Genomic DNA, 11,961 nt, shown 5'->3' with positions numbered 1-11,961 from the left:
ATTGTGAAATTATGCTGAAATTTAATCTAGACTAGTTTTCAAGCAATAGCAAAAGCTATCGCGGGAAATCTGACAAATGAAATGCACTAAAACACTTTTTTTGCCCAATGGATTTTTGAAAGACAAAGGGCGTAAAGGAAGAAGCCTTATCAGAGGCCATTGATTACCCTACCCGATGAGGAAGAGAAAATGACGACATTAGCAAATTCACAACAACTGCAGATTCAGCATGAAATTAATATGATTAATCAGCTGAACGAAAGCCATGTAAAACAAATTATGGATTACTCAAAAGGCTTTTTAGATAAAACCTTTCCGCTAGCGCGGGGTTCTCACCAGGCAGTGGCCAGTTATGTCGTTTACTATCAGCAATTGTTAGCATTTTTTGCCGATGGTAGTACTAGTGGTTTGGCCGATCCCAGCCAATTTATTGGTTTAACCGGGCATCGCGAAGCGCCTGAAGCCTTGCTGTTACAAAACCAGGGCAGGCATGTTGAGCTAATTTTAAACCGAGGCGGCGAGCAAGGTAGCAGAGATGCAGCAGGTATTGATGATATTCAATTACAAACTACCGAGCCGCAATGCAGCTGGTTTAGTTTAGTTACTGGTCGTCAGGTGAGCTGTCGTAGCCGTGGCGACAAGAGCTTTACCGCTAAAGATGGTAGCGCTTTTACATTATAAAGACGAAAAAGCCCAGCATAATGCTGGGCTTGAACGCACATTCCTTTGCCATTACTCTGCAGCTTGCAGCGCAATTTCCTGAATATCATTACCATTAATACTTACGGTTAAACGCTCAAGATTTGCTAAAGTAAGATCTGAGTTATCTAAGCGTACTGCTTCCATAAAATCTTGTAGCGCCGCCACTTTGTCGCCTGCAACTAGGCTCATTACGCCCCGGTTGTTTAGGGCTAACGCGCGCATTTCACGTTTTGTTGAACGCGGCACAGCTTGTAAGGTTGCTGCTAATTGTACGGCGTCGTTACAAGCGGTTTCGGCCAGCTCAAACTGCCCAGTACGGCTGTATGACACACATAAGCTTACTTGACGATAAAAAGGTTCACTGTCGGCAATACGCGTACTTTGCGCTAACTCAATAGCTTGCGCAAACTGACCGGCCTTTATATATTCAGCCCCAGGCGCATCTTCAATTAACGCCATCTTATAGCCATTTCCCGCCGCAGAAGCGAGCAATGGACTTGACGACAACAGTACCACCGCCAGGCTGGTAATAAATTTACGAGTTGAAATAGTCATGTCTGGTCTCTCCTGCAAAAAAGTATGTTGTGTGCACCACTACTGCTGGTCACGTAATAAATTTACAAGATGCGTTACAAACTGACAAACGAGAAGAAATAATCAAACAGATTAATAATATTCACTTATACTGATCTTAGGGGGTTTCTGACAAAATCAGTCAGCGCAATCAAGGAAAGCAATTGATATACAAAGTAAAAAATAACTATGACTCTTGAAGAGACTTATATAATCGAAAGCATCAACAAGAAAAGCTGAAGTGTAAAAGCTCTATCTAAGTGTAATTAAATTACAAAATCAGGCTAACACATCACGCATTACGTTTGCGCCTTGTCCTTAAAAGATACCTCTGCAACACCTTTTTTCATAAAAAATTGATAATCGATGCATCTGAAAAAATAGTTGAATCGCATTTAAACCTTTTATCCATCCGTTACGACTAACTCGGCATACTTTCGATAAGGTTACTTCATGCAACAAGACGCCGACCTTTTACAGCTTGTCATTGCCGGTGACAAAACTGCCTTTGAACGGTTATACCGGCGCCATATTGGCAAGGTGTATGCCGTAACACTGCGCCTATTAGCTAATCGGGCAAGAGCAGAAGACGCCGTGCAGGAGATATTTATTCGCGTATGGCAACAATTACCCAGTTTTCGCGGCGACAGTCAATTTAGCACCTGGCTACATCAGATTGCGGTGAGAACAGCCGTAGATGTATGGCGGCAAGATAAAGTAACCCGACTCGTTGATGACAGCAATGTTGATATTCCTACTGACGTAAACGGCGCTGAACCCCATCAACTTGATAAGCTGATCTTCCGCTTGCCGGCGCAAGCACGTACAGTTTTTGTGCTGTATGCCATTGAAGGTTACCAGCATCAAGAAATCGCCGCGCTACTGCATATTGCCGAAGGCAGCAGCAAAGCGCAGTATCATCGAGCCAGGCAATTATTACAGGAGTGGTTAGATGCAGAACACTAAGCTAGATAATTTATTAGCCACACTACCGCAAGAAATCGAGCCTCCAGTAGATTTATGGCCACAACTTGCCCAACAATTAAAGGCGCGCCCTAAAAAGCGTGCCGTTTTTTGGCTACCCACGAGTATTGCCGCGGCAGTTGCCTTGCTACTCGTTACGTGGTGGCAACCTGTTAATCTCGGGCCCGAAACAGCAAACTTGGCACAGCTGCAGCAATTTTATCAGCAGCAATTAAGCCACCAGCTCGCCTCACTTGAATATATTGATCCTGCGTTTGGTGATTGGCAGTGGCAATTGGCGCTCTGGGATCAGGCGATAAACCACGTTCACGTCGCGCTCGGTTTTTACCCCGACGATGCTAACTTGCAACATCAATTGCTCGACTTGTATCAACAACAATTGGATTACGTCAGCATGATAGCTGTCGCGTCATCTCATACTTACTAACCCTGAGGAAAAATCGATGAAGTCATCTTTATGTAAAACAGCATTTTATAGTACCAGTATCGCAATGTTATTGATGAGTACACTGGCATTTGCAAACCAGCAAAATATCAATGAGGTGCGTGACGTAAATGGCAACGAGCGTATCACACTGGATGTACAGCGGGGAGATGTGCAAATTCGCCCTGCAACAAGTAACCAGTTTAGCGTTTCTGGCCAGTTGGATGAACGCGCGGAGGGCTTTGAGTTGGACTCTGCTGGAGGTTTTACGCGTTTTATCGTGAAAATGCCACGGCAAATGCAAGATTATGGTAACGAAAAAACCAAAGGTTCAAACCTGATCATCAATGTGCCCGCTGGCAGTGAAGTGGAGTTTAAAGGCGTTAATGTCGATGTTGATGTTGCGGGTATTAACGGTGGCAGTCAGTTCACCACGGTTAACGGTGATATCAAGGCCAAACAGCTTACTAATAATATCGAACTGACAACGGTGAATGGCCAAATAGACAGCGAGTCGTTACAAGGTCAGCTACGTTTAAAAACCGTCAATGGTAAAATAGAGGATAAAGCATCAAGCGGCCGTATGTCTGTAGAATCAGTCAATGGCACCATTGAGGTAGACAGTAACCCTGAAGAACTGATGGTGACCGTAGTAAATGGCGAAGTGGATCTAAAACTTGACGGTACCGCTCAGTTGGCCGTGTCTAGCGTAAATGGCAGTATAGAGATCGAATTAAAGAATCAAAACGCGCCCAGAATTAAAGGCAGCTCTGTAAGTGGTAAGTTTGAATTAACCCTGGCGAGCAATTTAGATGCCCGCGTGAGCATGAAAACCTCTGCTGGCGGCAGCATCAATAATACCTTAACCGCCGATAAAGCCAGCCGAGATAAATATGGCCCAGCATCGTCTTTACAATTTACCACCGGCAATGGCACCGGCAGTATTGATATCACCACAGTAAGTGGCAGGTTGACGCTGAAAAAAGACTAAACTCGCTCTGTATGCCTGAGCGTATTTTAGGTTGGGGCAATTATTTTAGTTGAGCTAGCTGTATCGAGTTTATTCGCGTCTTGCTTTTGCGAAGCGCGAATAAACTCGCTAGAGTCGTGTTTGGGACGACTAAAACGCGACACTTAGCCGCATACCAACACCTAACGGCGAAAAACGATCATACTCTTCTCTTAATTGCCAGCGATCGTTTTCATAGCGATCCACTAAGCGTCCCGTCTGATACTTAACACTGTACCACGTTCCATAAATATCCAGTGTGATTGGCGATAGCGGTGAAAAACTTACACCTGACTGTGCATTGATGTTACAACAGGAATCGCCGTACTGTTCAAACATCGATTTAACCGCATGGGCAACATCAACCCCAATCTGCACATAAGGGCTGACAGTGCTTGATAAACCCACTCTGCCTGCTACAAAAAAGGGAGAGAACGCATCGCGACGATACTCGGCGGGTGTATCACGCAGTTGCAATCGCTGATAACTTAATATCACATCAACATAATAGGGCGCAGTGTCGTCCGTGCGCAAACCTAGGGTAATGCCCTGACTACGCAAATCACCACTGCTTTCTGTAAAAGCACCAATACTGTAAAGAGGCGTCGCGGCGAGAGAGGAACTGCTTGCAAACACGAGTAAAAAAGATACAAGCCCTGAAGACAATGTTATAAAAGCCATCTATAATCCTTGGATATAAAAATGTATTACGTCAAAAAACAATTGCTTTTTTTAACATATAATACGCTTTTTACATACCTAGATTTAGCGTTTTGTTTTAAAGGGTTTAGCGATTTTTTCCAAGGCGAGAACAGCCCATTGCAGTTCAAAAACAGTATCCGCCGACAAACTGATTAAAAGTGTCACGAATTTTTACAGATCTGATCATGCACCTGCTTAAATCATTGAAAATGTTGATTTTAAATTTAGGCATACATGTTGCATAGTTATAGTATATTAGTATTATTCTTCATTGAGAGTTACCGCCTATGTTCGCTGTTCTAAAAACCGCTACGGTTAGTTTGTTTTGTTCGTTAGTGCTGCTATCCGGCTCGGTAACTGCTGCAACAGTTACCACCACGGAAACGTGGAGTTTTAAAACGGGTCAAACTGCTGTAAATGGTGCAAAGTTATCTTTGTCTTCTGATAAAGGCAGCTCGGCTCTTATTTCTGGTTGGTCATCAAGCTCCTCTCTGAGCTTATCGACTATTGTAACTGCTAGGCAACTTAGTTTAGATAGCCTCTATGGTACGCAATTATGGAAAATCGATGGAGAAAATCATATGGTAGACAACCATAATGGAGTTGATTTTATTCTTTTAGAGTTCCCAAGCCCTATTCAATTAACAAGCATAACTAACACTTGGCAGTGGTATAACACAAATCTATCGGTTGCTGCATTTAAAAACACCTTCTCTACTTCTAATCTCAACACTTTAACACTAAAAGAACTAGCAGAATCTGCAATTTTTAAAGCCAGTTATCTCAATACTGGAGCCCATTACTCATTTGCCAGTAATAACTCACTAACACCTTCTGATATTACTCAGGTTAGCAGCCAATATTGGTTAATTGGTGCTTATAATGCTGTTTTTAACAGTGCAAATTGTTCTAAAAACTGCCCAACAACTGTTAATGGGTTAAAGTTTGGCAGTATCACAACAACTAAAACTACAACTACGCCTACCCCAACACCAGTGCCAACCCCAGGCACCTTATCACTATTTGCTGTTGTGCTATTAGGGTTATCACTCCATAAGCGTCGTAAAGCTAAATAATATTATTCGTTTTACACAAAGGGGCGTAAGCCCCTTTTTCTTTGGTCGTGTTAGCTGCTATCTTTGCATAATACTATTCGTGCTTATCACGCAGTTCGTAATCAAGAGGCTTTTATGTTTCGCTGGGTTATTTTATGTATGTTACTTGGCACGTCTGCACATAGTCAGGCTAATGCTAAATATACCTATGACAACGCGTTACAGCTGTATCAACAAGGCGATACAGCAACCGCAGTTATTTATCTGCGAAATATACTTAGTGAAACGCCCGACAATTTAGCCGCGCAAATTTTGTATGGCCAAGTATTGCTGCAACAACAACAATTTGTGCATGCACTGGAGGTCTTTGAAGGGGCCTTAACCGATGGTGCCGATCTTAACTTAATTAGTGATGAACTGAGTTATTTGTATTTATTAGCAAGAGATCCGTTAAAGCTGCAAACGATGAATCGCAGTGGCACTATGCGTCCTGACAAACGTTTTAACTGGCTATTGGTTTCTGCCTCTGTGGCTCTACAGGATAATAATGTTGATGCCGCGCGCCAATTTATTCAGCAGGCTGCCGCACTTAACACAAACCCGGTCGCCCTGCTTAATGCACAAGCAGAATTAGCTATAGTAGAAAAAGACGAGCAAAGCGCTGCGAAGTGGTTAGCAGAAAGCCAAGCATTAGCCCCTGAAAATGTAGCGACCTTATTACAGTTAGGTAATTTAGCTGCACGCCAAGAACGTTTTGCAGAAGCAATAGCCTTTTATCAGCAAGGATTAACGCAAGAGCCGCAAAATCCGTTGTTGTTACGCGCTATTAGCACGGCCCAATTTGTTACGGGTGATTTACCTGCGGCAAAAACTGCGTTGACGCAATTAGCAGAGATGGAACTAAATGATCCCTACTTACGATTTGCACTGCCATTAGTTACCGCCTTGTTAACTGAAACGAAAATTGATGAATCGATCTTAACCTTACATGCTGACTTAGTTGGCATGCCGGCTGAATACTTTCGTACAGAACCGGCGCAATTATTTTTGCGGGGAGCGCTACATTATTTACAAAATGGCGAAGAGTTAGCCATTAAAGATTTTGAGGAGTATCTCAAACTCGTCCCTGATGATCTAAATGCTATTGTTATTGTGGCAGATCATTATGCGCGTACTCGCCCATTAGGGACTGCGGTAAAGTTTTTGGAAGAGAAAAAAGCGTTCTTTCAGCATCATGAACCCTTATTGATGCAATATGTTCTGTTAACGTTAAAACAAGGGCGCCCGACTACAGCCCAAGAAATGCTGACAGAAATGCGCGCTCGCTTTCCCGATAATCCTGAAATGGCGACCTTAGATGCCGAATTGAAACGCCAGACCTTGGGGCCGGCAGCTGCCATGCAATATTTAACCGATGCCAAGGTGAACGATACACCATCAATCCTGTTGACCAAAGCATTACTCGCGAAAGATCTACAAGACTATCCTCAAGCTGTTGCGCTTGCTAAAAAGCTGTTAGCACTGGATGCTGGCAATAATGATTATCAAAATTTGTATGCGGGATTGTTGTTACAAACTGGTGATATTGCTGCGGCAGAGGAATACATTAATCGGCTAACACAAAGTAGCCCAGAGTATTTCCCCGGCAAAGTAACGCAGGCCAATTTATTTATTTTGCAGCAGAATGATGTTGCTGCATCACAATTACTCACTCAACTTTTACAACAACAACCGCAGAATGACATGTTAAATGTCTTATTGGCAAGAGTTGAGTTAAGAACAAACGATGCAGCCAAAGCCGAAGATCGTTTATTAAAAATACTTAACCGCACCCCCTATCGACCGGCCTTATCATTATTATTACAGTACTACCTATCGGTTAATAAACAACAAGATGCCTTAACCTTATTACAACGCGCCTTAAGAAGGGACTTTATGGCGAAAGATCTATTGCTTGCTCAAAGTGACATTTATATCAATCTTGGTCAAAACGAGCTGGCTGCAGAAAACATCAAGACCCTGTTGTTATTGCCTGATCTTAATAGCAATCATTTTTATGAGCTAAGCCGCTTACAAATTCGTTTAAACTTGCCAAATGACGCGATACAAAGCTTAAGCAATGCACTCAAAGCTGAGCCGCAAAATTTGGTATATGAGTATGAGATAATTAGTTTGCAAATCGCTACCGGCCAATTAACTAGCGCTGAGCAACGTTTACAACAGCTTGCGCAACGCAAGCAAACCACCGCAGACTACTATTTATTAAGAGCACTGTTAGCAGAAACACGCCAACAAGTAAGACCCGCGTTTGAGTATTATCGACAAAGTGTCGACGTTGATCCCAGCTTTCAACGCGCCTGGGGAAGTATGTATGAATTATCCAGAAGGCAAGAACTGCAGCAGGCGTTTATTGATGTGGCAAAAAAACATATTCAGCAACGTCCGACAGATTATTGGTTGCAACGTTTACTGGCGGAACATTTTATAAACCATCAGTTATTTACTGACGCAGCACAAACCTATACCGCTTTGTTAGATGCCAACCAATATAACAATGATCCATTATTATTTAATAATTTAGCCAACGCGCTTTTATTGACAGATCCCGCTACTGCGCTTCAACACGCAGAGCAAGCAAATCAATTATCACGCAATCAGCCCTTGATCCTGACTACATTAGCTAAAGTATTAATGGCGCAGCAATTACATGAGCGGGCGCTAAGTACATTGCGACAAGCTTATGCACAACAAAGTGCTAATCCAGAAATTAACTTGTTACTTGCTGAGAGCTTAATTGCACTGCAGCGTACCGCGGAGGCTCGCCCTTTTATCGAGGGCGTGATACAGCAGAACACTAGCACTGAATGGGTTAACCGCGCAAAAGCCTTACTTAACATGCGCTAGAGATTAGGATTAAGAACTAACACTCAGCCTACCGAAATAAAAGTAGGCTGAGTGAGCTTTCAAACTACAACATTAATCCGCAAAACTGATTTTACCCATAGTCACTGCCGGGATCCCTTCTCTCACATTGCTGAAGGGTTGTTTACCCCCTACCAAACATTCATTGGCGAGCAGTGCAAAAAGCACCGCTTCTTTCGCATCGGGATTAATGGCCAACGCCTCGGTTGTTTTAATATCATGCCGAGTAAATACAGTGCGAAGATGGGCCATTAACAGCGGATTATGGATACCGCCACCGCTCGCATAAATAACACAAGGCTCAGTACCACAGCTTTGTTCAATAGCGCGAATAATATTATCGGCAGAAAAGCGGTTTAAGGTCGCCATCACATCCGCCGCGGATAATAATTGCGTATTACTCCTGCGCTGCGCGTTGGCTAAATAGCTGAGATTAAAAACCTCTGGTCCCGTCGTTTTAGGAAACGACAAACTAAAAAACGGATCTTGCTGCAATGCTACCAGTAATGGCTGAGACACCTGGCCTTGTAACGCCAATTGGGCGTTTTTATCATACAGCTGCCCTTGCCCCTGCTGCTGAATAAACGCGTCCATCAGGGTGTTTCCTGGCCCGATATCAGTACTAAATACCGCCTGAGCATCACGACTTTTTGGTAACCAGGTTAAATTGGCTATACCGCCAATATTCAACATGATCCGATTCTCTGTTATGGAACTAAACAACAGATAATCGCCATAGACGGCTAAGGGCGCTCCCTCGCCGCCTGCGGCAATATGTTTTTGCCGAAAGTCACTTATGGTTGTGATCCCCGCCGTCACCGCAAGATGATCGCCATCACCGAGTTGTAACGTTGCGTTTCCCCAGCGTGCATCTTGATGTTGGCGTAATGGGCAATGAAACACCGTTTGACCATGGCTTGCAATGACATCAATCTCTTCAGGTAACACCTGCCATTGCGCCAAACAGTGCCGTACCATATTGCCATGGGTAATACCGATCCACGGATGTAAAACCGTGACGGTTTGCAAATCCACCTCGCGCTTAGCAAATACTGCTCGTACCCGCTGCTGATACTCTTCGGTATAAGGCACGGTAGTAAAATGCTCAATGTTCACCTCTGTCGCTAAACCTTCACCGCGAATCGAACAAAGTGCCACATCTAACCCATCTAATGAGGTACCACTCATTAAACCAATAATTTTACGCCGCGGTTTTGCCGCGCTCTGATAGAGCTTTTCAATATGCTGATGCATCTATTTACCTTTCTAAAAAAACGGTAACAAGCCCCTAGGTGGCTGGCTAAAATTTGTCTCATTGTGAGAAAATCTTGAGGTAAAATCACGTTTCACTACATTATATCGCTGGCTTTACAGCATCGGCGGTCGATATTACGGGCAAAGGGCGAAGCACAAACCAACGTCCCAAATGCCATAACACATATAATGAGAGCAACGGAAAAATAAGCGTTTTTAAACTATAAATCACGATTAACTGTATTAACTTTTCTACCATATTGTCGGAGAAGGTTTTCACCGCCGCAAAGAGTTCATTCGCATTAGAGGCTAATTGTTTTAACCAGGCTAATGCCCCTGAATCCGGCGTAGCGAGTGGTTGATCGACACTTTGCAATTCAGCTGTTTCTTTACTTAGGGCCATTTCTGTTGCTTGCCGCTGTGGCTCCAACACCCATTCTGACAACGCGCCTACAGCAACGGCTCCCAACGGAATACCAATACGCACTAAAATCAATAACACCATAAACATACGCAGCAAATAAGTACATGCTGGACGCCAACTTGCAGGACCCAGCAGCCAGCCAAGGGCAGCAACTATGACACCACTTCCAAATAAGGGTAAGGCGGCGAGTTTACCAAACTCGACGAGAAACAACTGTAGCCCTACAGATGTCATCGCCAATACCATGATGTCAGAGTAACGCACGGCCATGTCTTGCAATGGTTTCAGTACTTGACCGGGTTTAATGCTCGCTACGCCAACGCTAAACTGGGCTTCTGACACAAATGCTATACCACGGTCTATCAATCGTGCGGTCGCAAATGAGGCACTGCTCAGCATTAAGCTTTGTTTTAATACATGCTGAGCGCGTTGATCAAGTGGGGCTAACAACGGATTTATCAGCCGTTGCTGCGCTACGCCACTGTAGAGTAATGATCCCAAAGCCACTATACCAAGTAACAGGAGTAACCGCTTTTTCCCTGTTGATAATGTGTACCAAAAACGCATATGACGCTCCATAATACTGATGATGATATGCTACTAGACAGTATCGCAATACTACCGAATTAAACCCATGACACACATTGCACGCTGCTGTTTTTTTGTGCTAAATTCAGTCCCTTATACTTGAGACCCCTTCTTTGCTATGGATGTATTAACACTCACCGTCGTCAATGCTTTTATCGCAGCAGTGGTTACTGGGGTTTTGGCTGTTCAAAATAAAGCAGACCGTCAGTTTCGCTATCAACGTTACTTTATGTTAGCGGCAATCTGTATGTTATTAAACGCCGCACTAAGTTCAATTCATTATGCGGGGTTTACGTTACCTTATTGGATTTTGCCTGCACTCACCAATTCCTTCAGCATTGGCGCACACTTAGCGCTCGCGGCAGGCATTCATCGCCATTTACAACGCCCAGGGAAACGCTATTGGCTACTCGTCATTTTTATTTCGCTTTATCTTTTACATCTCACTGAGTTTGCTAGCAACGCTATTGCGAACAGAATGTTACTCAGTATCCCTATCGTGATCCTCATTAATCTGTGGTGTATCGCAATGCTGTGGCAACACCGTCGCTCAGAATTAGGGAAAGTCTATTTAGCCTTTATTGTCTGTTTTGTATTTAATATTTCCCAATTTGTGCTGCGTTCAATCTACATGACGTTGGAATACTATGAACTTGTGCAAACACATCATACCGCAGTTATTTACAGTGTGGGGTTTTTCAGCCTCACGGCGTTTGCTGTGCTTATTTTCGGCTGTATCATTTTATTAAGCCACAACCTACAACAACTCGAATTGCAACGCATCTCAGAACGCGATGCCTTAACAGGATTATTAAATCGTCGCTCGCTAGAATTACGACTCAGCAGTGAACTTAGCCGCAGTAGCCGCCAACAACGACCGATTAGCTTACTGCTGATGGATATTGATCACTTTAAACGTGTTAATGATACGTTTGGTCATGCCGTTGGTGACCACGCCATTCGCCATATTACCGATATTGCAAACGAACATAGCCGTGATTATGATTTGCTCTTTCGATACGGGGGAGAAGAGTTCTTAATTTGTTTACCCGATACCAATCACGAACTGGCTGAGCATATCGCCAACCGCATACGGCAGGCAGTTGCGCAGCGACCTGTGTCGCTAGCAGAACCGTTATCATTAACAGTGAGTATTGGGGTAAGTACTTGCTCAGGTGAAATAGATTGGCAACAATTATTACAACATGCAGATCAAGCACTTTATGCCGCTAAACATGCAGGGCGAAATTGCGTAAAAACACACGCCAGCGCGGTCAATGCCAACACAACTGACTCTCTCAGCTAAGATTTCATAGTCTTTTTA

Annotated in this window: 11 protein-coding genes; 7 read left to right on the top strand and 4 right to left on the bottom strand. The window is 43.7% G+C overall.

All coding sequences use genetic code 11. The features are described from left to right. The first annotated feature begins 189 nt into the window (after positions 1–189). Entirely contained in the window at positions 190–681 is a 492-nt protein-coding gene (locus IE070_RS04995) for an aldolase/citrate lyase/malate synthase family protein (protein WP_189481095.1), read from the top strand. Between the two features lie 51 nt (positions 682–732). Here IE070_RS04995 and IE070_RS04990 read toward each other — a convergent pair whose 3' ends face one another. Then, positions 733–1,257: a tetratricopeptide repeat protein gene (locus IE070_RS04990; RefSeq protein WP_189481093.1), complete on the bottom strand. Its 525-nt coding sequence runs from the start codon at positions 1,255–1,257 to the stop codon at positions 733–735. 471 nt (positions 1,258–1,728) lie between these two features. Between IE070_RS04990 and IE070_RS04985 the strand changes: the two genes are divergently transcribed. Genes IE070_RS04985 through IE070_RS04975 form a run of 3 tightly spaced genes read left to right on the top strand, consistent with a single transcriptional unit; the run spans position 1,729 to position 3,674 of the window. Then, positions 1,729–2,241 (top strand): RNA polymerase sigma factor, encoded by a 513-nt coding sequence (locus tag IE070_RS04985; RefSeq protein WP_189481092.1) that lies wholly within the window; start codon positions 1,729–1,731, stop codon positions 2,239–2,241. After that, the gene (locus IE070_RS04980; protein WP_189481089.1) at positions 2,228–2,686 is read left to right on the top strand and encodes a hypothetical protein; all 459 of its coding nucleotides are present in this window, start codon (positions 2,228–2,230) and stop codon (positions 2,684–2,686) included. Before IE070_RS04985 ends, IE070_RS04980 begins: the two co-directional genes overlap by 14 nt. Before the next feature lie 16 nt (positions 2,687–2,702). Further along, positions 2,703–3,674 (top strand): DUF4097 family beta strand repeat-containing protein, encoded by a 972-nt coding sequence (locus IE070_RS04975; RefSeq protein WP_189481088.1) that lies wholly within the window; start codon positions 2,703–2,705, stop codon positions 3,672–3,674. A gap of 129 nt (positions 3,675–3,803) precedes the next feature. Here the strand turns inward: IE070_RS04975 and IE070_RS04970 are convergent, their stop codons facing one another. Further along, positions 3,804–4,373: a hypothetical protein gene (locus IE070_RS04970; protein WP_189481086.1), complete on the bottom strand. Its 570-nt coding sequence runs from the start codon at positions 4,371–4,373 to the stop codon at positions 3,804–3,806. A 308-nt stretch (positions 4,374–4,681) separates the two neighbouring features. Between IE070_RS04970 and xdp1 the strand changes: the two genes are divergently transcribed. Together xdp1 and IE070_RS04960 are read left to right on the top strand one after the other, a co-directional pair. Then, entirely contained in the window at positions 4,682–5,470 is a 789-nt protein-coding gene (gene xdp1 / locus IE070_RS04965) for an exosortase-dependent surface protein XDP1 (protein ID WP_189481084.1), read from the top strand. Positions 5,471–5,584: 114 nt separating this feature from the next. Next, entirely contained in the window at positions 5,585–8,353 is a 2,769-nt protein-coding gene (locus IE070_RS04960; RefSeq protein WP_189481082.1) for a tetratricopeptide repeat protein, read from the top strand. A 72-nt stretch (positions 8,354–8,425) separates the two neighbouring features. Here the strand turns inward: IE070_RS04960 and IE070_RS04955 are convergent, their stop codons facing one another. Further along, positions 8,426–9,625 (bottom strand): anhydro-N-acetylmuramic acid kinase, encoded by a 1,200-nt coding sequence (locus IE070_RS04955; protein ID WP_189481080.1) that lies wholly within the window; start codon positions 9,623–9,625, stop codon positions 8,426–8,428. Positions 9,626–9,725: 100 nt separating this feature from the next. Beyond that, a complete protein-coding gene (locus IE070_RS04950; RefSeq protein WP_189481078.1) occupies positions 9,726–10,616 on the bottom strand; it encodes a hypothetical protein in 891 nt (296 codons plus the stop codon). A gap of 139 nt (positions 10,617–10,755) precedes the next feature. On the opposite strand from IE070_RS04950, the gene IE070_RS04945 reads away from it, so the two are divergent. Continuing rightward, positions 10,756–11,943 (top strand): GGDEF domain-containing protein, encoded by a 1,188-nt coding sequence (locus IE070_RS04945; protein WP_189481076.1) that lies wholly within the window; start codon positions 10,756–10,758, stop codon positions 11,941–11,943. Positions 11,944–11,961 lie beyond the last annotated feature (18 nt).

Origin of the sequence: Alishewanella tabrizica, assembly GCF_014652375.1 — a bacterium.
Lineage (GTDB): Bacteria > Pseudomonadota > Gammaproteobacteria > Enterobacterales > Alteromonadaceae > Alishewanella > Alishewanella tabrizica.
Note: the sequence above shows the minus strand (reverse complement) of the source record. Positions and strands in the feature narration are given on the sequence as shown.

Coding starts and splice junctions, on each gene's coding strand:
- IE070_RS04970 (WP_189481086.1), bottom strand. CDS start 4,373: ATGGCTTTTATAACATTGTCTTCAGGGCTTGTATCTTTTTTACTCGTG.
- IE070_RS04960 (WP_189481082.1), top strand. CDS start 5,585: ATGTTTCGCTGGGTTATTTTATGTATGTTACTTGGCACGTCTGCACAT.
- xdp1 (WP_189481084.1), top strand. CDS start 4,682: ATGTTCGCTGTTCTAAAAACCGCTACGGTTAGTTTGTTTTGTTCGTTA.
- IE070_RS04955 (WP_189481080.1), bottom strand. CDS start 9,625: ATGCATCAGCATATTGAAAAGCTCTATCAGAGCGCGGCAAAACCGCGG.
- IE070_RS04950 (WP_189481078.1), bottom strand. CDS start 10,616: ATGCGTTTTTGGTACACATTATCAACAGGGAAAAAGCGGTTACTCCTG.
- IE070_RS04995 (WP_189481095.1), top strand. CDS start 190: ATGACGACATTAGCAAATTCACAACAACTGCAGATTCAGCATGAAATT.
- IE070_RS04945 (WP_189481076.1), top strand. CDS start 10,756: ATGGATGTATTAACACTCACCGTCGTCAATGCTTTTATCGCAGCAGTG.
- IE070_RS04985 (WP_189481092.1), top strand. CDS start 1,729: ATGCAACAAGACGCCGACCTTTTACAGCTTGTCATTGCCGGTGACAAA.
- IE070_RS04975 (WP_189481088.1), top strand. CDS start 2,703: ATGAAGTCATCTTTATGTAAAACAGCATTTTATAGTACCAGTATCGCA.
- IE070_RS04990 (WP_189481093.1), bottom strand. CDS start 1,257: ATGACTATTTCAACTCGTAAATTTATTACCAGCCTGGCGGTGGTACTG.
- IE070_RS04980 (WP_189481089.1), top strand. CDS start 2,228: ATGCAGAACACTAAGCTAGATAATTTATTAGCCACACTACCGCAAGAA.